Below are 21,530 nucleotides of genomic sequence, written 5' to 3'. Positions count from 1 at the left end.
GATGTTCCGCCAATCGTTTAGACGACTTCTATTTCTTTCGTGGATTGCCCGCCGAATGCTTCGAAATGAATATGGTGTGCTGGAATTCCCAGCTCTTTTAGATGATGAATGATCTCCTGTGTAAACACCGGGGAACCGCATAGATAAAATTGGCCTTTCCCCTCTCCGATCACCGATTGAAGAAATGGACGGTCAATGCGGGAAGCCGCTTTCTCAACAAGTTCACCCTTTCCAGACTGCGCAAATTGTTCGTTACATAGGATGATGCGCCCATAGGAAGCTGAAGCTAGAACGCGTTCAAACTCATTTTCAAAAGCGTTTACATCCTCTAATCGATCTGCATGAATCATCGTGAATGTCTGGCTGTTTTGTGCGGCAGTTTTCACTAAACCAATCATTGGTGTGACACCAGACCCGGCACTGATAAAATAAACAGGCTCTTTTGTGTCTCCCTGCAAGCAGAACATTCCCTGCGGCATACTCACTTGAAGAACGTCCCCTTCTTCCATTTCATCATGCAAAAATGTAGACACATGACCGTCACGCTTCACAGTAATACGGTAATAAGATGGATGATGCTCGTCTGATAAGCTGTATTGTCTGCTGCACATATAGGCTTCTCCTGGCATATCTGCCTGAACCGTAATGTATTGGCCTGCTTTATACATTGGCAGCTCTGATTCATCTTTTGGTACTAAATAAAAAGAGATAAGCGATGGAGATTCTTGCTTCTTTTTCTTAATCACAAACGGCTTCACATCTGCCCATCCGCCTGTCTGTTTCACATTTTCATCCATCATTTCTGCTTCTATGGTTATGAAAATATTCGCAATGATGTCATATGCAGCTTTCCAAGCTAATAAAGTGGCATCTTCTTCTCTTAAGCCAAACACCTCTTTCATCGCTTCAATCAGGTGATAGCCAACAATTGGATATTGTTCTTTTTTGACCATGACACTGACATGCTTATGGGCAATTTGTTTGACCGCAGGAAGTAATTCCTCTAACCGATCAATGTGCAGTGCAGCTTGATATAGTGTCGCAGCAAGTGCTTCTGGCTGACTTCCGTTCATCAGATTTGTTTTATTAAATTGATTGAGCAGCTCCGGGTGCTGGCGAATCATATTTTGATAAAAAACAGTGACAAGTTTGGTTCCCTCGGCTTTTAGTAGAGGGGCTGATTGCTTTATTGCATTCATTTGATCTTTAGATAACATCGTCATTCCTTCTTTCAAAAGAAGTATTTTAAATACATCTTTATCGTAATAGATGACAGTCTCTAAAAGCAATATTTATAATACATGTTTTAAATGTTGTCACATTTTACACTTTCTCGAACAGTTTTTGTCTAAAATGTGTTACGATGATACAAAACTCTATTAGGTTTAGAGGTCGTCAAAATGAAACTTACGAATTACACAGATTTCTCATTAAGGGTACTCATTTATTTAGCTTCGAGAGAAAATAATGAACTGTCAAATATTCAGCAGATCGCCGATGTTTATGGCATTTCTAAAAATCATCTGACGAAGGTGATTTATCATCTTGGAAAACGCGGGTATGTGGAAACGATTCGCGGAAGAAATGGCGGGATCAGGCTTGGAAAAAGCCCAGAAAGCATTAATATTGGAGAGGTTGTCCGTTATACAGAGGATGATTTAGTCATGGTTGAATGCTTTGATCCAAAGAAAAACAGCTGCATCATCTCCCCAATTTGTTCATTAAAGCATGTACTTCATGAAGCACTCACTGCTTATTTAAGCGTTCTAGACCGATACACACTAAACGATTTAACACGAAACAAAGATGCTCTTAGAGAGCTCCTGCTTTAAGGCGAAAGAATTTATTCTTTCGTCTTTTTCTTTACCTTCTTGTAATAATAATTTATTTAAAATTATTATAAATAAATATTGACTATCATGTTTGATTCAATATAATTAGGGTATATAGATTGCTAGAAAACACTTTTTTGTTTACAGGAGGAGAAAAGAATGACAAATTCAAATCATAAAAATTTGACAACGAACCAAGGCGTGCCTGTTGGCGATAACCAAAACTCAAGAACTGCTGGTCACCGCGGACCTACCTTTCTTGATGATTACCATTTGATTGAAAAACTTGCACACTTTGATCGTGAACGTATTCCAGAGCGCGTCGTTCATGCAAGAGGCGCCGGCGCTTACGGTGTGTTTGAAGTAGAAAACAGCATGGAGAAACATACAAAAGCAGCCTTCTTAAGTGAAGAAGGAAAACAAACAGACGTTTTTGTTCGCTTCTCTACCGTTATTCATCCGAAAGGTTCACCTGAAACATTGCGTGACCCGCGCGGATTTGCTGTCAAATTTTATACAGAAGAAGGCAACTATGATCTCGTTGGTAACAACTTGCCGATCTTCTTTATTCGTGATGCATTGAAATTCCCTGATATGGTTCACTCTCTCAAGCCAGATCCTGTAACCAATATTCAAGATCCTGACCGTTATTGGGATTTTATGACCTTAACACCTGAATCCACTCATATGCTCACATGGCTTTTCTCTGACGAAGGAATCCCTGCAAGCTACGCTGAAATGCGCGGTTCTGGAGTGCATACATTTAGATGGGTGAACAAATACGGCGAAGCAAAATATGTGAAATATCACTGGAGACCTTCTGAAGGTATTCGCAACTTATCTATGGAAGAAGCAGCGGAAATTCAAGCAAATGATTTCCAGCATGCGACAAGAGATTTATATGACCGCATTGAAAAAGGCAACTTCCCAGCATGGGACTTATATGTTCAGCTTATGCCGCTTAGCGATTATGATGACCTTGATTATGATCCATGTGACCCAACAAAAACGTGGAGCGAGGAAGATTACCCGCTTCAAAAAGTAGGACGCATGACACTCAACCGCAATCCTGATAACTTCTTTGCTGAAACAGAACAGTCTGCTTTCACGCCAAGTGCATTTGTTCCAGGAATTGAGGCATCTGAAGATAAACTGCTTCAAGGCCGTCTGTTCTCATATCCTGATACGCAGCGCCACCGTCTTGGTGCGAACTACATGCGCATTCCGGTTAACTGCCCTTATGCACCTGTACACAATAACCAGCAGGATGGCTTTATGACAACGACTCGTCCAAGCGGTCATATTAACTATGAACCAAACCGTTATGCCGATCAGCCAAAAGAAAACCCTCACTACAAAGAAAGTGAGCCAGTTCTTCACGGTGACCGTATGGTGAGACAAAAAATTGAAAAACCGAACGATTTCAAACAAGCTGGAGAAAAATATCGAAGCTACTCTGAAGAAGAGAAACAAGCATTGATTAAAAACCTAACAGCTGATTTGAAAGATGTGAATGACAAAACAAAATTACTTGCAATCTGCAACTTCTATCGTGCCGATGAAGATTACGGCCAGCGTTTAGCAGATTCACTTGGAGTGGATATTCGCGCTTATCTTCAAGGTAGCATGAAGTAATTCCATTTCGAAAAAAATTGTTGGACAAAGGGCTAAAATGATCTTGATTTTAGCCCTTTGTCTTTTTTGACTGAACGCCTCGAGCATCTTTTACAAAAAAAGGTGCTTCTTTATAGCCGAAACACGTTAATACTAATCAAATGACCGGTTACCGGATGAAAATAAATTTCTGCATGTGCGGCAAAGCGAGTTGATCCTTCCTTTACAGTGACGCGAAACACATCTTTTGTCTGCTCATCATTCACTTCTGTCCGGCCAATGTAATGATAATCATTGAAAGCGGCACCTTTATATTCATCTTTAAACGCTGTGTACGCAAGTCTTTCCCAATTTTCAAACGGCTGCACCGCTGCTTTTGATGCAGGATGAATCATCAAACTGCCAAGCAAAACGATTTCTGTTGCAATAAGCATCCACCATTTCGGCTGCATGATATCATTGAACTCACTTTCATATATGTTTTGTTTAGGTTTAGCTGGCTGGTCCTTTTTCATACATGAAGCAATTATTCAGCCTATAATTCCCGGTACACGATTGATGCGGACACCAACTTTTCCCCTGAAAAAGTCGATATCATCCGAGCAAACTAATGAGGACTTCTCAAGGGAAAGGAGAAGGTTTAATGAATGTGGCGGATTATGATAAAGCACTTTATTATACGCATCGCTCGCAATGGGATAATTTACTTATTCTTATGGTACGTACGCAAGATGATTTGCTCTCGAAACGTATTGAGCATTTCTTACATGCGTATCAATTTAACCGGAACGATGCAGATGTTGAAAAATGTTTATATGGGCTCCTGCAGTACATTGACCATGCTTCAGAGGCTGCTGCTGCTGAAGTTTATTCACAACCGATGTACACATAAAGAAAAAGGGCTAAAATGAATTTTTTTAGCCCTTCCCTTTTACATACAATTAGCAGTGCGCTGTGATGGGAAACATAAAGTGGCTGACATGAAATAGACGGGAGCGTTAGAGATAATCCTAACGAAAATCACTTACTAATTCATATGCCTCCACCTGATCCCCCCCCATTTTACATTCACCTTTGATTGACCAGCTCTTCACCTCCTTTAAAATAAAAAAAGACTTGATGAGCATACTCTCATCAAGTCTTTTTTTGTTTTTCTATTAGAAACGTCAAATAACCAACATCTGTGCTCTTTTTTATTCAATTCATTGTTTTGAATGTGCGCTTAAAAGTTTTAGCATAACGACTAAATTCTTTTCTGTTATAGCAGCTCTTTCGGCTGATTTTTTTGATAATCCACTGCATACAGAGCCGCTTGGGTTCGATCTGCCAGCTCTAATTTTGATAATACATGAGATACGTGCGTTTTGACAGTCTTTTCAGAAATAAACAGCGATGAGGCAATTTCTTTGTTGCTTTTGCCTTTTGCAATCTCAAATAAGACATCTCGCTCTCTATTGGTGAGCTCTTTCATCAATGCCCATTTCTGCTCTTTTGGCTCTGTCAGATGCTGCACGAGAAAGGTCGTGATATGACCATCTAACTGATAGGTGCCATTTTGGACTTCAATCATGGTCGAAAGCAGCTTTTCTGGTGCTACATCCTTTAATTGATAGGCTTTCGCCCCTGCTTGAATGGCGGGAATGACATAATCTTTATCCGCATAGCTTGTCAGGATCACAATGCGGGCGTCCGGCATTTCCAGCGTCATTTGTTTCGTTGCCTCAATGCCATTCATTACAGGCATAGACAAATCCATTAAGACAATGTCAGGCTGAGACTCTCTGACAACCTCTAATGCCTCTTGCCCATTGGACGCCTCACCAACGATGTCCACATCAGGCTGTGTCTGCAAGAAAAACACAAGCCCTTTTCTCACAATATGATGATCATCTGCAATGACAACTCTCATGACGATCCCTTCCTTTCTTGTGAAAATGGCACTTTTACATGAATCGTAGTTCCTTTACCTAACTCTGAATGGATACAAAATGTACCTCCTGCTCTTCGGATGCGGTCAGACATCCCTTTCAGCCCAAGTGAAGGAAGGCTCATCTGCTCGTCATATTGAAAACCTTTTCCGTGGTCAAGGATTTTCATCTCCAACGTGTCTTTTGATTGCTCAAGCTTGACCTCGACTTCTTCTACTTCCGCATGTTTTTGACAGTTATTCAGCGCTTCTTGACATACCCGAAACAAAGTTTCATTGTGAGAATGATCCATTTCTATACAGCCTGATAAAGATAAAGTGCAGCGTAATCCTAAAAGCTGTGCATACTCTTCAATTGCTGTCGTAAACCCTTTTTCAAGGCCTCTTGGTCTCAGCTGCCAAATGAGTGATCGCATTTCAATCAGAGCGTCTTGTGACAAATGCTGAATAAAATCAATCATTTCCCCTAGATTCTGATCGCTTGTCATTTGCCGTGCAGCCTTAGCAGTCAGACTGACAGAGAACAGCATTTGGTTGACAGAATCATGCAAGTCTTGTGCGAGCCGGTTTCTTTCTTCCAGAAGTGCGTGCTGCTGTTCATTTTGCACAAGCTTCATCCGCTGAATGGCAGTGCCAATTTGAAGTGCAATGCTTTCAAGCAAATTCAGCTCTTCTTGCGTAAACGTGACTTTTCCTTTTGCCGCCACATTTAATAAACCGAATGTACGCTTACACGCTTTTAACGGTACGGTCGCATGATGAGTAATTCCTTCTGTATCCCCGAGCTTTTCTTCAATCGCCGTTTCAATCCGTTTGCAATTAATAATATTGGTGGCTGATTGCAGTGAACCTTTTGTGTATCGATTGATGCAATAACAATCATTTTGACACATGAGCTGCTTTTGATGCTTTGCAAGTGCTTCAGGTAAGGAAACCTCTGCCATCAGTTCATATGACCCATCTTTTTCTATAAAATAAATCCATGCTGAATGAAAGCCTGTGACATCCATCAGCATATGGAGCACTTCATGGAGCGTTTCTTTCATTTCCATGCCTTCATTAAGCTTTTCAGCAATTTCTTTTAACGTTTTTAATGTTTCAACCTTCTCTTGATATTCTCCCATACTGTTTACCCCCGGCATTTGCAGCCTTCACTTATCATTACGCTCATTATACCATGAGCCCCTTCGTCGCTCTTTCTCCAAAAGAATGATTTCTTCTCATCCTTTTGGATGAGAAAAAGCCATCATGTATTCATACATGATGGCCTTATCTTTCGTTATTTCGCTGTTTCTTCCACAATATCATAAACGACTTTCATCACTTCTTCTGACAAATGCTTTAGCTTTTCTTCACTATCTGTTAAAGACGTGCCTTTGACTGCAATATAAAATTTCACTTTAGGCTCAGTTCCGGAAGGTCTTAAGCAGAACCACGAACCATCCTCAAGGAAATATTTCAGCACATTTGATGCTGGCAGGTGAATGGTTTCCTCTTTCTTTTCAGCCACAAGTTGTCTTTGTCTTGATTGGTAATCCTCAATCACTGTTATGCGCTGCCCTGCGATGGCAGCTGGCGGATTTGTTCTAAAGGTATGAAGGATCGCTGAAATCTGCTCTGCTCCTTCTTTTCCTTTTAAGGTTAACGACTTTAACCCTTCCCGGTAAAATCCAAACTGCTTGAAAATATCGACAAGCGCATCGTACAAGGACTTGCCCTGCTTTTTATAGAAAGCAGCGACTTCAACGGCTAAAAGTGCCGCTTGCACCGCATCTTTATCTCGGGCAAAGTCACCGATTAAATAGCCATAGCTCTCTTCATAACCGAATTGAAACGTGTATTCTCCGCTCTTTTCAAACTGCTTAATTTTTTCTCCAATAAATTTAAAGCCTGTGAGTGTGTCTATCGTGTCGGCACCAAAAGCTGATGCTACAGCGCGCCCAAGCTCACTTGTAACAATGGTTTTCATCACAACGGGACGAGGCGGCAATTGACCCAGCTTTTGTTTTTCAGACAATAAATAATGGAGCAGCAGGGCGCCTGTTTGGTTGCCTGTTAAGACGGTAAATTCTCCTTCGTGATCTCTGACCGCAATGCCTAACCTGTCAGCATCTGGGTCTGTGGCAATGAGGATATCGGCATTTTGTTTTTCACCAAGCTTGATGGCGTACTCAAATGCTGCATGCTCCTCTGGATTCGGCGAGGTCACTGTTGAGAATTGTGGATCTGGTTTTTCCTGCTCAGGCACAACAGTGACATGCTGATAACCTAGAGCCTGAAGCCCGTTTCTGACAGGGTGATTGGCTGTCCCATGAAGCGGAGTAAACACAACTTTGACATCGACCTCATGTGCCAGCTCAGGGTGCACACTAATGGTTTTTAATTTTTCAATATAAGCATGGTCGATTTCTTCTCCGATTATTTTGATCAGCCCTTGCTGTTTCAACGTTTCTTCAGAATCAACTGAAATCGACAGTTCATTTTCAATTGCATCTACTTCTTGAATGACTTGATCTGCTTCAAATAGAGGCAGCTGCCCGCCATCTTCACCATACACTTTATAGCCATTATATTCTGGTGGATTATGACTTGCTGTCACGACGATTCCAGCAAATGCATGCAGCTCACGAACCGCAAAGGAGAGCTCTGGTGTCGGACGCAATTCATCAAATACATACGTTTGAATGCCTTGTGAAGCAAGTGTTTTGGCTGCTTCCATCGCAAATTCAGGCGATTTATGGCGTGAATCATATGCAATGGCGACGCCTCTTTTTTTTGCATCCTCTCCATGTTTCGCAATATACGCAGCAAGACCTGCTGATGCTTTACGAACAGTGTACACATTCATTCGGTTCGTGCCTGCACCAATCTCACCGCGCATTCCTCCAGTGCCGAACTCAAGGTTTTTGTAGAAACAGTCTTCAAGTGCTTGGTGGTCATCTTGATGCGTCTTTAGCCATTCCTTTAGTTCAGTATCCAGGTGCTTCTCATTGATCCATCGCTCATAATTCGTCTTCCAACTCATGGTCGTCCTCCCCAGCTCTTATCATCAATAAAATAACATCTACTGTTATTCTATATGGAATCATCCTTTATGTCATGCTATATCATTAGCAGTTGGAAAAAATGCTGCACAAATAAAAAAAGCCGATACATGATCGGCTTTCAGATTGTTGACAAAGGGCTAAAATGATCTTGCTTTAACCCTTTGTCTTCTTTTTATTCAGCATCAAGCGGTACGACTGCTTCATGGAATAGTTGATCTAATTCTGTTTGATGTTTCTGTTTTGCTGCTTCATCCCAGCCAAAACGCTCTGCCATGTAGTCAACAACAGGCTGTGCGTATTTTTTTGCCCAATTGATATTAAATAATAGGCTTCCTGTTCTTCTTAAGAAGAAATCGACAGGTGTTACAGCTAGTTCTTCTTCGATCGCATAGACAAGCTCTGCCAGCACATATGCTGGAATGTTTCGTTTGTCTGCTTCCCCTTGAAGCTGCTCTACTCGTTTGTAGACACTGCTGACGTTTGAACCATATTTTTCAGCTAGTTTTTGTGCAATCGGTTCTGTTAAACCAACAGATGCTCCTTCTGCTGTTTTCGCTTGAACAAAGGCTGCCATGTTTTTAGATCCGCCTACATGGCCGCCTGAGATTGGCATATGCTTTGTTTTACATGGTCCGTAATCTTTGCCCGTTTCCTGTTTCAGTCCATCACGTACTAGATCGACAATATGCTCAGCCATTTTACGGTAGCCTGTTAATTTACCGCCAGCAATGGTGATTAAGCCTGAAGATGATGTCCACACTTCATCCTTACGAGAAATTTCTGAAGGATCTTTGCCCTCTTCATGAATGAGCGGACGAAGACCGGCCCAGTTGGATTCTACATCTTTTTCTGTAATATTGAGATCAGGGAACATGTACTGAATCGCTTGGATGACATAGTCACGATCGGCCTTTGTCATACGCGGGTGCTCCAGCTGTTTTTTGTACACTGTATCTGTTGTTCCAACGTACGTTTTGCCTTCTCTTGGAATGGCAAAGACCATACGTTTATCAGGTGTATCAAAGTAAATCGCTTGTTTTAATGGGAAGACCGATTGGTCAAATACTAAGTGAATTCCTTTTGTATGCTGTAAGTGTTTTCCTTCTTTTGAGTGGTCCTTGTCTCTCAGCTGATCTACCCATGGACCTGTCGCATTGACGATCTTCTTCGCATACACATCGTATGTTTTCTGCGTCATGACATCTTCAATGACAACACCAACCACTTTGCCTTTATCATAAATAAATTCTTTTACTTTCGCATAGTTGACCGCTTCCGCTCCGAATTTCACAGCCTCTTTCATGACTTCGATTGTGAGGCGTGCATCATCTGTACGGTATTCAACATAGTAGCCGCCGCCTTTTAAGCCGTCCTTTTTGACAAGCGGTTCTTTTTCAAGTGTTTCTTTTGCACTTAGCATGCTTCTGCGTTCGCTATGCTTTACGCCAGCTAAAAAGTCATACACTCTAAGTCCAATAGAGGTTGAAAACTTACCAAATGTCCCGCCTTTATGCATCGGAAGAAGCATCCATTCTGGCGTTGTCACATGAGGACCATTTTCGTATACAATGGCACGCTCTTTACCGACCTCTGCGACCATTTTCACTTCAAATTGTTTTAAATAACGAAGTCCGCCGTGCACTAGTTTCGTTGAGCGGCTAGACGTACCTGCTGCGAAATCCTGCATTTCTGCAAGACCGACACGCATTCCGCGTGAAGCCGCGTCAAGTGCTGTACCAGCGCCTGTTATACCCCCACCAATGATAAACACATCATATGGTTTTTTTGTCATTTCCTGCAGCATTTGTTCTCTTTCTAAGCTAGAAAAAGTCATCTCTTGTTCCTCCCATGTTGTACGGTAAAGAAAAAGAGACCGCAAACACCCAAAGCGTATTTCTACACTTCGGTGCCTGCGGTCTCTCCAGTTCTCCAACCGTTCTATTAACTTACTTGAAGTATACCATACTTTTGGTTTATTTGAAAGCTTGAGCTGCTTTTACAGCCTTTTTCCACCCGCTGTATAACGAGTCGCGGCTGTCCTCTTCCATTTTAGGGTCAAAGCGCTTGTCAAGGTTCCATTGTTTTGCAATGTCTGAACGGTCGTTCCAGAAGCCAACTGCTATTCCCGCAAGATAGGCCGCACCGAGTGCCGTCGTTTCATTAATTTCTGGACGCTCTACTGGTACATCCAGCAAATCACTTTGGAAGCCCATTAAGAAATCATTCTTTACAGCTCCGCCATCCACACGCAACGTTTTTAATGAGATGTTTGAATCCTTTTCCATCGCATCTAAAACATCCTTCGTTTGATAAGCAAGTGATTCTAACGTTGCACGGACAAAGTGCTCTTTAGAAGTACCGCGTGTTAATCCGAATACAGCGCCTCTGACATCACTGTCCCAGTATGGTGTGCCTAGACCAACGAATGCTGGAACGACATATACGCCATCTGTTGACTCAACGCGCTTTGCATAGGCTTCGCTGTCTTTTGAGTCTTTAAACATTCTCAGTCCATCGCGCAGCCACTGAATCGCTGAACCAGCTACGAAAATACTTCCCTCTAAAGCATATTCAACTTTACCGTCAATGCCCCATGCAATTGTCGTTAATAAACCATGATCCGACTTAATTGCTTTTTCCCCTGTATTCATCAACATGAAACATCCTGTGCCATACGTGTTCTTCGCCATTCCTTCTTCAAAGCAAGCCTGACCGAATAGTGCAGACTGCTGGTCTCCCGCCGCCCCTGCAATCGGGATATTTCTGCCGAAGAAGTGATAGTCTGTTGTTTCACCATAGATATGTGAAGATGGTTTCACCTCAGGAAGCATAGAAGCAGGTACGCCAAGGATCTCAAGTAATTCTTCATCCCATTTCAGATCGTAAATGTTGAACATTAACGTTCTTGACGCGTTGGAGTAATCTGTGACGTGTGATTGACCGCCTGTCATCTTCCAAATGAGCCATGTATCAATTGTGCCAAACAGCAAGTCGCCATTTTCTGCTTTCTCACGAGCACCTTCTACATTGTCTAAAATCCATTTTACTTTTGTCCCTGAGAAATAAGCATCAATGAGAAGACCTGTTTTATTTCTAAACGTTTCATTGTGTCCTTGCGCTTTTAACTCTTCACAAATGCCAGACGTTTGTCTAGACTGCCAAACAATTGCATTATAAACGGGTGCGCCTGTATGTTTATCCCAAACAACAGCTGTCTCACGCTGGTTCGTAATTCCGATACCGGCGATTTGATCTGCTTCAATGCCTGATTCAATTAAAGCAGTTGAAATGACGGATAGAACAGAGCTCCAAATTTCATTTGCATTATGTTCTACCCAGCCTGGGTTCGGAAAATATTGATTAAATTCCTTCTGAGCTGTATGTGCAATTTTGCCTTCTTGATCAAATAAGATCGCTCTTGAGCTTGTTGTCCCTTGATCTAAAGCGAGAATATATTTTTCTTTTGCCATGGTGTTTTCCTCCCCTTACATACTTTCATTTACAGCATTTGTTTGATTTTTCGTAGAGACATAGAGTCCTAACAATACCACAACTAAAATAACGCTTACAATCCAAAAGGCTGGAGTGATGTTCGCTTTAAAGGCTGCATTGTAGAAAACACCGCCAAATGCGCCGCCTAAAATTGGACCAACGACTGGCACCCAAGCATACTTCCAATTCGATGGACCTTTACCTGGAATCGGCAGAATCGCATGTGCAATTCTCGGACCTAAATCACGTGCAGGATTGATTGCATAACCAGTTGTTCCGCCTAAAGAAAGACCAATTGCGACAATTAAGAATCCAACAATCAGCGGATTGATTCCGTCTGCGAATTTATTTGCACCAATCGCTAAGATTCCTAGAACCAATACAAATGTACCGATGACTTCACTAAGTACGTTTGCAAAAGTATGCGGAATCGCAGGACCAGTTGAGAATACACCCAGCTTTGCACCTGGATCGTCTGTTGCTTTCCAGTGCGGTAAGTAATGTAAAAAGACAATAATAGCTCCTATTAATGCGCCAAGCATTTGACCGGCAATATACATTGGTACATCAGCCCAAGGAAAACTTCCTTCAAGCGCAAGCCCAATTGTTAGTGCTGGATTCAAATGTGCTCCGCTGATTCCACCTGTTGCATAAGCTGCTATGGCTACTGCAAATCCCCATCCGAAAGCGATTACAATCCAGCCGGACTGATATGCGAGCGATTTCTTTAAATTGACTGCCGCACATACACCGCCTCCAAAAATAATGAGAAGCATTGTACCTACGACTTCACCCCAAAATGGTGTCATGAAAATTCCTCCTCTGGTTCAGTTGCCATCCCTATGAATGTGTAAAAAAAGATAAAGAAAAAAGATCCACAACAAACATACTTTACATCAGGGTCATTTGTCACCTAGTAAAGCGCTGTTGTGGATCTCCGTTTCTCCATCACATGATATTAACTTAGTGCTATAGTATCAGAGGATGAAAACGTTGTCAATCAATTTTCACATTTTATCTTTTTCACTTTTGAAACGCTTTCCAAAGGGCTGTATTCGATGTTGTCACAGCTGTAGCTCCCGCTTCAAGCGCTCTTTCCACATCTTCTTTTGTACGGATAAATCCGCCTGCAAATATTGGAATCCCAGCTCGCTCGCGCACTTCAGTAATTAAATCCGGCACAACCCCAGGCAATACTTCAATAAAATCTGGACGATGTTTTCCTACGAACTCCATGCTTTTTTCCATCGCACTTGTATCAAGTAAAAACATTCGCTGAATGGCATATACCTTCTTTTGCTTGGCTTTCACTATGACAGAAGACCTAGTAGAAATAATTCCTGCCGGCTTCATTTCCTGACAAATAAATTCCGTTCCATACTCATCATGTTTGATCCCATGAATGAGATCGACATGGACAAACATTTTTTTATGATGGGCATTCGCCTCATTCATGATGCCCTTTAGCCGGCCTAAATGCACATCAAGTAAGACCCCATATGTAAATGGACTTTTTAAAAATTCCTCAAATTGCTTCATATTGCGAACAGCAGGTAGAATGGGTTGATCATGAAAACTCATATGCCGTCTCCTTCTAAAGTGTATTGGTTCAGTCTTCTCCTAACAGTAATAGAATCTCTTCTATTTTTCAATACACCTAATGTATCCAATGCCGATTTTACCTAACAGCATCTTAATGTATGTGCTCTTCCCATAGAAAAAAGCAGAGAAATCTCTCTGCTATAACTGCGCCATACTTTCTTTTAGCGTGTTGATAATAAATGAGGCGTCTTCGTTTGTTATATTTAGCGGCGGTGCAAGCTGGGCAACGTTATTATAGCCGGCAACCGTATCACCATTTTTCCCAATGATCAGTCCGCGTTTTTTACATTCTGCAATCAATTGACCGACAACCTGTGGATCAGCCGGTTTTTTAGACTGTTGATCCTGAACAAGTTCAATACCAAACAGCAGGCCTTTCCCTCTGACATCACCGACAAATGGATGCTCTTTTAACTCTTGCAAACGTTCAAGCATGTCTTGCCCCAGCGTGTCAGACCGTTCTACTAATTTCTCGGTTTCCATGATCTCTAGGTTGGCAAGGGCAACCGCACAAGAAGCAGGGTGACCGCCAAATGTATTTACATGGCGCAGCCTGTCATACGTATCTTCCCCTGCGTAGGCTTCATAGATTTCTCGTTTCACGCACGTTGCAGAAAGAGGTAAATAGCCGCTTGTGATCCCTTTTGCCATTGTAATGATGTCCGGCTTTACATCTTCATGCATAAAACCAAACCGCTTCCCTGTCCGGCCAAAGCCGCAGATGACTTCATCCACAATGAGAAGCGCTCCATGAGCCTCACAGATGTCTTTGACCTTCTTCAAATACCCTTTTGGCGGCATTAAGATACCGCCGCCTGTAATAATCGGTTCCATAATGACCCCAGCAATGGTCTCACTTAGTTCCCACGTCATGGCTTGATCGATTGCCGCTGCACTTGCCAAAGTCTCTTGATCCTCAGGATGACGATACATATCAGGCGGTGCGACATGGATAAAGCCTTGACCTAATGGTTCATATTTATATTTACGCTGCGCCTGCCCCGTTGCAGCAAGAGCTGCTGCGGTATTACCGTGATACGACCGATACCTGGAGATGAACTTTGTTCTTGTGCTCTCTCCTTTTTGCGCATGATATTGTTTGGCGATCTTAAATGCGGCTTCATTGGCTTCAGAACCGCTGTTAGAAAAGAAGATGACATAGTCCCCGCCAAGCCATTCATTTAGCTTTTCAGCCAGCTGAATCGCTGGCACATGGCTTTGCGTCAGCGGATAGTAAGGCATTGTATTGAGCTGCTTATATGCCGCTTCTGCAAGCTCTTTTCTGCCATAACCGGCATTTACACACCAAAGACCTGACATCCCGTCTAAATAGCGATTCCCATGAATATCAGTCACCCATGCGCCTTCTGCCTTGTGAATGACCATGCTTTCATTTTCCTTGTTTGTCCCTTTCATATGATGCCAGATCAACTGATCATCTTTCGTCTGAAGATTTTGAGCCTGCTCATGTATTTTCATCTTCCCGACCCCCATGTATCCGTTTTCATCATTAAAGAAGCTTAAACCGGTTCAGCAGCACATTGCCCCTCTATTCATTATATGGCTGAAAAGGGAGGCATATGAAACTGAAACTAGGCCGCCCGTAAGAGAGAACCAACCATTACTTTCATTATAAAAAAGGGGCCGGGCCCATTACATTAGACAGATCGTCAACTGATTGAAAAGAACCGTAAGACACTCCACTCGGATGCTTAGCAAATCTAACATACCTCGTTAACGGTCATTTCCTTGCAGGAATTCATATGCAAGAATCGCAAATTCAAGCGCCTGTCGTTTCGGTGCCTGCATCATATCCTCGCCAAGCAATGCTTGCAGTTTATCTAGTCTATGATAAAGCGTCTGCCTGACAATATAGAGCTGGCTTGCAGTTTCCTTTTTAGAACCGTTTGTCTGTAAAAAGATATTCAGCGTTTGATAAAGTCTTCCGCTATTTTGCTTATCATATAAAATGACAGGCTCCAAATACTCTTTCACCATACATTCAAGCAGTCCGCTTTCCTTCATGAAAGGCATGAGACGGAGCATATGCAAATCTTGATAAAATGGGCTTTCCACACGCTGGGGCATCACTTTCTTTAAATGCAGCACTTCTTTGGCTGCTTGAAAGCTTTTTCTCATATGCTGAAACTGTTCACAATATGGACCGATGCCAAAATTGATCACAGTTCCGCGGGGCTGCTCCCGATCATACAATTGTTTGATGTCACTCGCAGCCCTCTCTGCACGCTCTTTCCAATCCTCCTTCTTTCTCGTGTTCAATAAAATAAACAAGGTTTGTCCTTGATGCTCATATGGAATCAAGTGGAAACCCGCACGCTGAAAGATGGAGCGGCACGATACGAGAAAATAAAGATTTCCTGCGATTTCTTCGATTTGATGATGCTTTTGAAAGAGCATCACCACACAGCCGGTTGGCTTTTTCAATCCTTCTGTTTCTTCAAGATGCTCTAAAATATCTCTTTCTGTATGCTCTTCTTGGAACCATTTTTGCAGCCATTCGTTCTCTTTTGTCTTCTTCAGCTCTTCTGTATAAAGCTCTCTTAGCGTTTGCTGGGCAAGAGCATTTGCCCCTTTATCCATGACGAGCAGTTCGAATTCTGAGAGTGTGTTCGTTTGATGAATGAGCACAAGGTCTGCAAATGTCTGCTTGAGTGCAAGCACTTCTTTTTTGGTCACTTCGTATCCTTTTGGCAAGGAAGCAAACTGTAAATAATTCATGACCAGCTCTTCGGTTTGTTTAGAGGAATCACATAAAATAATCGGCTCCCCCTGAACAGGAATAAGTAAAAGAATGCCCCTTACGTGCTGATACACTTGATCCAAAATATCCATCTGCGGATGCGGAGTCAATAAAAGCTCATTCAGCTTTGATGATAGTGCTTCTAAATCAGCCATCATTTGATACTGGCGTTCAATCATCATCGTATGGAGATGCTGTGTGATGTTGACGAATTTCACTTCTTTTGTAAACAGAATCAGCGGAAAATCTCTTTCTTCTGCATACGCAATCAGTTCTTCCGGCACATCGAATCTGAGCGGAACAAATTCAATACACAAGCCTGCCGCACCAGAAACGATCAGCTGTTTTAAAAATGCTTGAAACACATCCAATTGATCATGAAAGCCTGCGGCTGTTGTTAGTATGAGCTCTCCCCCATTTAACAAATCTTCTACAGCAGGCACTTCTAGCACATGGACCCATTTGACCTGCCGAAACAATCCCTTTTCTCCTGCTAACACTTTTGCATGGGCAAAATACTTTGTTTTCAACACATCACTCACTTGAAAATGAACATCTACATTCATTGATATGTCCCCCTTTGTTTTGCCGCCCATCCCCTATCCCAGAGGGTGCATCGATAAAATCCATAATAAAACTGGTAATGTCACGATACTTAAAACAGTACTGAGAAATGTCGTGCTTGAGACAAACTCAGGCTTCGTTCGGAATTGTACAGCCATCAGCGTGGTATTTGCTGCTGTCGGCATGGCTGCAACTAAGATCATAATTTGTTTCACCAAATCGTCTACCGGTAAAATGAGCGTAAAACCAAATGCGATGAGTGGTGAGATAAACAGCTTCAGCAATACAGCATAAGAAATATTTCGATAATCCACTTGCTTAAAAGAAATGACGGCGAGCTGCATGCCTAAAATAAGCATAATCGTCGGTATGGCGGCATCCCCCACAAGCTGGACACCCGTCATCACCTCTTTAGGTAATGAAAGATCAATCAGCTGAAATAATAGACCGAGGAGTGCCCCATATGCCACCGGCATACGCAGCACTTTTTTCAGCACAACCTTTCCATCTCCTGCATCCTCTCCGCCCTTTGCTGCATAATACATACCGATTGTACTCATGACAAGCTGCTGCAGTACCATTAAGACGATGGCAATATCTAAACCTGCTGCTCCGAAGACAAGCAGGACAACGGGCGTGCCGTAATTCCCATTGTTCATAAATGCTGACGACAGAATCATGGCACAATACATTTCCTTCGAATAACCATAAATACGAGATAAAATAAAGACACATAAAACAAGTGAAAGACAAAGTCCGATGACAAAAATAGATAGGTACACATAGTCCATCGATACTTTGTTTTGATAAAAGGTTTCAAACGCAAGAAATGGTGACATTAAATATAAAGACATTGATGAGAGCGTATGTATGTCAAAACCAATGGCCTTCTGCCCAATATACCCGATAAGGAAAATACCGAACACTGGCAGTAAGACAAGTAAAAACTCCATGCTGCACCTACTTTTCTCTAGATGAATTCCTATTCTTCCTCATAATCATACCACTGTTAAACAATAAAAAAGAAGCACCCTTATGAAAGGCCGCTTCTCTCCTCATCCAAATAGAACACTTCCCACAAATGACCATCAAGATCCTGAAAGCTCCAACCGTACATGAACCCATGATCCTGCTTTTCCTTAAACGGTGACCCGCCTGCTGCCATCGCCTGCTCGACAAGCTCATCGACCTCTTTTCGTGAATCAACCCGCATAGAGACAATGACCTCTGATCCCTGCCTTGCATCCACCAATTGTTTTTCTGAGATGGTTTGAAAATGCTTATGGGTTAACAGCATGACCGTAATGGTGTCACCAATGACCAAACAAGCTGCCTGATCATTCGTCAGCTGCTCTTGAAACTCAAAACCCAGCTGCTCAAAAAAAGCCTTTGATTCCTTGACATGCTTTACCGGCAAATTGATATATAAATGTTTAGCTTGTCGTCCCATGTTCCTCTCCTTTTTGAACACATGATCTCCTTTCAGTATATTCAGATTTTGCTCCGGCATCCCTTTATCACATAAAAAAATAAGCTCTCCATCTTATGTAGGCAAAAAATGATGATGAATCTTGAACAGGTAGCAGCGCTCGTGCCTCTACTATGTCTCTTAAAAAATGTCAACAAAAAGAAGCGCCTTGTGACAGGCGCTTCTTTTCAGCGTGATAGAAAACCTTTGCAGTCTAGGAAGATCGAGCACCGGAGCGGAGCGAATGAAACATTCATGAGCACTGGAGCGCAGACCTGACACCGAATGCGAGGGTTTGTCTGCGCGCTGAAGCGCCTTGTGACAGGCGCTTCCTTTCATTATTTCTTATATTCAATATGGTACACGTCTCTTCTTCGGTCCTTGAGCTGACGTACCGTTCCATCTTGCCGCTGTCTTCTTAAAATTTCTAAATCGACATCGCCAACGACAACCATTTCTATATTCGGATTACACTCACCTACAATCCCATCTCTTGCAAATTCAAAGTCTGATGGGGCAAAGATCGCTGATTGTGCATATTGGACATCCATATTTTCGGTTTGCGGAAGGTTTCCGACTGTTCCTGAGATAACGGTATAAATCTGATTTTCAACCGCTCTAGCCTGTGCACAGTAACGCACTCTTAAATAGCCTTGGCGGTCTTCTGTACAAAACGGAGTAAAAATAATTTTCGCTCCTTTATCAGCTGCAATCCGAGCAAGCTCAGGAAATTCAATATCGTAGCAAATTTGGATCGCAATTTTACCGCAGTCTGTATCAAATACCCGAACTTGATCACCTGCTGAAATCCCCCACCATTTTCTTTCATTCGGTGTGATATGGAGCTTATATTGCTTTTCAATTGTTCCATCACGTCTAAATAAATAAGCGATATTGTAGATTTTCCCTTCCTCTTCAACGAAATGGGATCCGCCGATGATGTTAATGTTGTACTTCACAGAAAGGTCTGTGAACAAATTAATGTAATCCTCGGTATATTCTGTGATCCTTTGTACTGCAAGACTTGGGGAGCGCTCCTCTAAGTAAGACATGAGCTGCGTTGTAAAAATTTCTGGGAATACGGCAAAGTCAGCTGACGCATCTGATGCGACATCAACATAATACTCCACCTGATTCATGAATTCCTCGAAGGAATGAATTTGTTTCATCGCATATTGAATGACGCAAATACGAACTGGGAATGCCGATTTATAATATCTCTTCGATTGCGGACGATAATCGACGTTGTTCCATTCCATTAACGTCGCATATGTGCTCGATGCCTTATCATCCGGCAAGTAATTCGGATTGATCCGCATGAGGCTAAACTCATTTAACAGCTGAAAAGATAAAACAGGATCATAAATTTGGTGAAGCATGACCTGCTCCACATATTGACGAGGCGTCATTTCCTCTTGGTATTTATGATAATTCGGGATGCGTCCGCCAATGATGATGCTTTTTAAATTTAATCTTCTCGCTAAGTCTTTTCTTGCTTCATATAAACGATGGCCAATTTTCATGCGGCGGTACTCAGGACTAACCATCACTTCAATTCCGTACATATTCATCCCATCTGGATTATGGTTTGTGATGTACCCATCATCTGTGATGTCCTGCCAAGTATGACGGTCATCGTATTCATCAAAGTTAATTAATAAACTTGAACAAGAGCCAATGATTTCTCCCTCAAATTCAGCACAAAACTGACCTTCTGGGAAATGCTCAAGATGGCTTTCAAGGTGCTCTCGTTTCCAAGGGTCCATGCCCGGAAAGCATACCTCCTGCAAGGCGATGATTCGGTCAATATCTTCTTCTCGGATATTACGGATCACCATTCTTTTTTCAAACCGCGTTAAATCGAGTTTTTCTGCCATGATGTTTTTGCCCCCTTACTGATCCTCTTTTTCAAGCTGATGGAATAGCTGGAGCAATTCGATTTCAGCCATGGATTCTAATCTGACATCATATTCTTCAAACTGCAGCGTGCTCGTCACTTTGTTTGGGACGATGACGCATTTCATGCCTGCGCGTTTGGCAGCAATTGATCCATTCACTGAATCCTCAAATGCCACACAATCCTTTGGCTCTACACCTAAGCAGCTTGCGGTTTGCAAATAAAGCTCTGGATGAGGTTTGACTTCTTCCACATCATCTGACGTGCGGATACATTCAAAATAATCGAAAAGACCAATTTGCTTCAGGTGATCAGACACCCATTTATAGTCTGAGCTGGAAGCAAGTCCAATCTTGATCCCAAGCTCCTTCGCTGCCTGTAAATAAGCTTCTACGCCAGGTCGTGCTGATTCATCCTTCATTCTCTTTTGAAAACGAGAACGCCGGTCCGCTGTGAGTGCCTCATGATCGAGCGTCTTTCCTAGCTGCTTTTCTAAGTATTCAAAAGGCTTAAAGCCTGCCTGCGTCCCAATGACGTTGCCCCATACAGAAAGAGGCAGCTCCGACTCATGCTCTGCAAACATTTCTTGTAAAACTTCATATTCATGTGTTTCTGTATCTAAAATTAATCCGTCAAAATCAAATATAATCGCCTTTACCAACGAGGCCACTCCTTTTTTTACGAAAGTCTTTAATATGATACTCAATGCTATCATATCGTGAATAAAATTGACTTTCAAAGATGAATGTCTGCTAAAATCATTATGTATAAAAGGAGCCTGTACCATTTTGTCAGGCTCCTACCCGTGTTCGGTTTATTCTGCAAGAGGTCCAAGCGCTCCGATTCGTGGAGAAATAGGCAATGTTGAAAAAGAGCGGGTTTGGTATTACAGATCTTAAGGTTTCTCCGTTCCCTTAAAAATAGTATGTGCGGCAGCCTTGTAAGTTAACAAGGAAGTTCACACCAACTTTTACGCATTTTGAAGACGGCGGCTGGCAAAATCGTCTAAATCAAACGGAAAAGAAAAGCCGCATGCATTGACCTGATCACGATTTCGCTCGAATAGCTCACGATCACGCTTTGTAATATGGCGTTTAGGTTTTACAATAATGGTATGTAATAGCTGAAGTCCCGATAAAATACGAAAAGCATCGTCCATCGTTCCGTTATAAACCCCTTCAACGAAGGTCAGCGGGCGTTCTTGTTGTCGCGCAGCTGGGTTTTCACCGACAGCATGGGATAGAAGATCTTCAACATCCTTTGATATTTCTTCAATTGCCTGCTCTTGCAGGTCTGTAGCAGCTTTCATTATTCTCACGTGGCATC

General features: G+C 42.3%; 19 protein-coding genes. 3 read left to right on the top strand and 16 right to left on the bottom strand.

The annotated features are described in order from the left end of the window. Positions 1-17: 17 nt before the first annotated feature. Complete coding sequence (locus AAZR19_RS00365) at positions 18-1,217, bottom strand: globin domain-containing protein (RefSeq protein WP_434702072.1); 1,200 nt, start codon at positions 1,215-1,217, stop codon at positions 18-20. Positions 1,218-1,400: 183 nt separating this feature from the next. On the opposite strand from AAZR19_RS00365, the gene AAZR19_RS00360 reads away from it, so the two are divergent. Both AAZR19_RS00360 and AAZR19_RS00355 read left to right on the top strand, forming a co-directional pair. Beyond that, positions 1,401-1,832 (top strand): Rrf2 family transcriptional regulator, encoded by a 432-nt coding sequence (locus tag AAZR19_RS00360; protein WP_034282262.1) that lies wholly within the window; start codon positions 1,401-1,403, stop codon positions 1,830-1,832. Between the two features lie 159 nt (positions 1,833-1,991). After that, positions 1,992-3,467: a catalase gene (locus AAZR19_RS00355; RefSeq protein WP_041109904.1), complete on the top strand. Its 1,476-nt coding sequence runs from the start codon at positions 1,992-1,994 to the stop codon at positions 3,465-3,467. Positions 3,468-3,577: 110 nt separating this feature from the next. On the opposite strand, the gene AAZR19_RS00350 is transcribed toward AAZR19_RS00355, so the two are convergent. Then, entirely contained in the window at positions 3,578-3,898 is a 321-nt protein-coding gene (locus AAZR19_RS00350) for a YqzG/YhdC family protein (RefSeq protein ID WP_434702071.1), read from the bottom strand. Between the two features lie 191 nt (positions 3,899-4,089). Between AAZR19_RS00350 and AAZR19_RS00345 the strand changes: the two genes are divergently transcribed. Then, the gene (locus AAZR19_RS00345; protein ID WP_024425297.1) at positions 4,090-4,338 is read left to right on the top strand and encodes a YhdB family protein; all 249 of its coding nucleotides are present in this window, start codon (positions 4,090-4,092) and stop codon (positions 4,336-4,338) included. A gap of 366 nt (positions 4,339-4,704) precedes the next feature. Here AAZR19_RS00345 and AAZR19_RS00340 read toward each other — a convergent pair whose 3' ends face one another. From AAZR19_RS00340 to AAZR19_RS00275, 14 genes are all read right to left on the bottom strand, one after another. After that, positions 4,705-5,355, bottom strand: coding sequence for a response regulator (locus AAZR19_RS00340; protein ID WP_056766033.1), 651 nt, complete (start codon positions 5,353-5,355; stop codon positions 4,705-4,707). Continuing rightward, positions 5,352-6,497, bottom strand: coding sequence for a GAF domain-containing sensor histidine kinase (locus AAZR19_RS00335; protein ID WP_434702070.1), 1,146 nt, complete (start codon positions 6,495-6,497; stop codon positions 5,352-5,354). Before AAZR19_RS00335 ends, AAZR19_RS00340 begins: the two co-directional genes overlap by 4 nt. Positions 6,498-6,652: 155 nt before the next feature. Continuing rightward, positions 6,653-8,398 carry a phospho-sugar mutase gene (locus AAZR19_RS00330; RefSeq protein WP_434702069.1) on the bottom strand — a complete coding sequence of 582 codons (1,746 nt, stop codon included), beginning with the start codon at positions 8,396-8,398 and terminating at the stop codon, positions 6,653-6,655. 194 nt (positions 8,399-8,592) lie between these two features. After that, positions 8,593-10,254, bottom strand: a complete 1,662-nt coding sequence (gene glpD, locus AAZR19_RS00325) for a glycerol-3-phosphate dehydrogenase (protein ID WP_024426602.1) — start codon at positions 10,252-10,254, stop codon at positions 8,593-8,595. A gap of 139 nt (positions 10,255-10,393) precedes the next feature. Beyond that, on the bottom strand, positions 10,394-11,890 hold the full coding sequence (gene glpK, locus AAZR19_RS00320; protein WP_041109894.1) for a glycerol kinase GlpK: 1,497 nt from the start codon (positions 11,888-11,890) through the stop codon (positions 10,394-10,396). 15 nt (positions 11,891-11,905) lie between these two features. Further along, entirely contained in the window at positions 11,906-12,721 is an 816-nt protein-coding gene (locus tag AAZR19_RS00315; RefSeq protein ID WP_024425303.1) for an MIP/aquaporin family protein, read from the bottom strand. Between the two features lie 214 nt (positions 12,722-12,935). Then, on the bottom strand, positions 12,936-13,493 hold the full coding sequence (locus AAZR19_RS00310; RefSeq protein WP_024425304.1) for a glycerol-3-phosphate responsive antiterminator: 558 nt from the start codon (positions 13,491-13,493) through the stop codon (positions 12,936-12,938). Between the two features lie 159 nt (positions 13,494-13,652). Next, complete coding sequence (locus AAZR19_RS00305) at positions 13,653-14,993, bottom strand: aspartate aminotransferase family protein (protein ID WP_041109892.1); 1,341 nt, start codon at positions 14,991-14,993, stop codon at positions 13,653-13,655. A gap of 255 nt (positions 14,994-15,248) precedes the next feature. Further along, the gene (locus tag AAZR19_RS00300) at positions 15,249-16,841 is read right to left on the bottom strand and encodes a PucR family transcriptional regulator (RefSeq protein ID WP_041109890.1); all 1,593 of its coding nucleotides are present in this window, start codon (positions 16,839-16,841) and stop codon (positions 15,249-15,251) included. A 33-nt stretch (positions 16,842-16,874) separates the two neighbouring features. Then, positions 16,875-17,792, bottom strand: a complete 918-nt coding sequence (locus tag AAZR19_RS00295; RefSeq protein ID WP_041109888.1) for an AEC family transporter — start codon at positions 17,790-17,792, stop codon at positions 16,875-16,877. An 80-nt stretch (positions 17,793-17,872) separates the two neighbouring features. Beyond that, a complete protein-coding gene (locus AAZR19_RS00290) occupies positions 17,873-18,289 on the bottom strand; it encodes a VOC family protein (RefSeq protein WP_041109886.1) in 417 nt (138 codons plus the stop codon). 356 nt (positions 18,290-18,645) lie between these two features. Then, positions 18,646-20,184 (bottom strand): bifunctional GNAT family N-acetyltransferase/carbon-nitrogen hydrolase family protein, encoded by a 1,539-nt coding sequence (locus tag AAZR19_RS00285; RefSeq protein WP_012009394.1) that lies wholly within the window; start codon positions 20,182-20,184, stop codon positions 18,646-18,648. A gap of 15 nt (positions 20,185-20,199) precedes the next feature. Next, on the bottom strand, positions 20,200-20,865 hold the full coding sequence (locus tag AAZR19_RS00280) for an HAD family hydrolase (RefSeq protein ID WP_034282284.1): 666 nt from the start codon (positions 20,863-20,865) through the stop codon (positions 20,200-20,202). Positions 20,866-21,174: 309 nt separating this feature from the next. Next, positions 21,175-21,522: a DUF5365 family protein gene (locus AAZR19_RS00275; RefSeq protein ID WP_315972897.1), complete on the bottom strand. Its 348-nt coding sequence runs from the start codon at positions 21,520-21,522 to the stop codon at positions 21,175-21,177. Between the last annotated feature and the right edge of the window lie 8 nt (positions 21,523-21,530).

Origin of the sequence: Bacillus sp. Je.9.29.b (assembly GCF_051129925.1) — a bacterium.
GTDB classification, from domain to species: domain Bacteria; phylum Bacillota; class Bacilli; order Bacillales; family Bacillaceae; genus Bacillus; species Bacillus safensis.
The sequence above is the reverse complement of the archived record's forward strand: the minus strand, read 5'-3'. Positions and strand labels throughout refer to the sequence as shown.

Coding starts and splice junctions, on each gene's coding strand:
- AAZR19_RS00305 (WP_041109892.1), bottom strand. CDS start 14,993: ATGAAAATACATGAGCAGGCTCAAAATCTTCAGACGAAAGATGATCAG.
- AAZR19_RS00285 (WP_012009394.1), bottom strand. CDS start 20,184: ATGGCAGAAAAACTCGATTTAACGCGGTTTGAAAAAAGAATGGTGATC.
- AAZR19_RS00345 (WP_024425297.1), top strand. CDS start 4,090: ATGAATGTGGCGGATTATGATAAAGCACTTTATTATACGCATCGCTCG.
- glpD (WP_024426602.1), bottom strand. CDS start 10,254: ATGACTTTTTCTAGCTTAGAAAGAGAACAAATGCTGCAGGAAATGACA.
- glpK (WP_041109894.1), bottom strand. CDS start 11,890: ATGGCAAAAGAAAAATATATTCTCGCTTTAGATCAAGGGACAACAAGC.
- AAZR19_RS00355 (WP_041109904.1), top strand. CDS start 1,992: ATGACAAATTCAAATCATAAAAATTTGACAACGAACCAAGGCGTGCCT.
- AAZR19_RS00335 (WP_434702070.1), bottom strand. CDS start 6,497: ATGGGAGAATATCAAGAGAAGGTTGAAACATTAAAAACGTTAAAAGAA.
- AAZR19_RS00365 (WP_434702072.1), bottom strand. CDS start 1,217: ATGTTATCTAAAGATCAAATGAATGCAATAAAGCAATCAGCCCCTCTA.
- AAZR19_RS00340 (WP_056766033.1), bottom strand. CDS start 5,355: ATGAGAGTTGTCATTGCAGATGATCATCATATTGTGAGAAAAGGGCTT.
- AAZR19_RS00290 (WP_041109886.1), bottom strand. CDS start 18,289: ATGGGACGACAAGCTAAACATTTATATATCAATTTGCCGGTAAAGCAT.
- AAZR19_RS00315 (WP_024425303.1), bottom strand. CDS start 12,721: ATGACACCATTTTGGGGTGAAGTCGTAGGTACAATGCTTCTCATTATT.
- AAZR19_RS00330 (WP_434702069.1), bottom strand. CDS start 8,398: ATGAGTTGGAAGACGAATTATGAGCGATGGATCAATGAGAAGCACCTG.
- AAZR19_RS00295 (WP_041109888.1), bottom strand. CDS start 17,792: ATGGAGTTTTTACTTGTCTTACTGCCAGTGTTCGGTATTTTCCTTATC.
- AAZR19_RS00360 (WP_034282262.1), top strand. CDS start 1,401: ATGAAACTTACGAATTACACAGATTTCTCATTAAGGGTACTCATTTAT.
- AAZR19_RS00310 (WP_024425304.1), bottom strand. CDS start 13,493: ATGAGTTTTCATGATCAACCCATTCTACCTGCTGTTCGCAATATGAAG.
- AAZR19_RS00300 (WP_041109890.1), bottom strand. CDS start 16,841: ATGAATGTAGATGTTCATTTTCAAGTGAGTGATGTGTTGAAAACAAAG.
- AAZR19_RS00350 (WP_434702071.1), bottom strand. CDS start 3,898: ATGCAGCCGAAATGGTGGATGCTTATTGCAACAGAAATCGTTTTGCTT.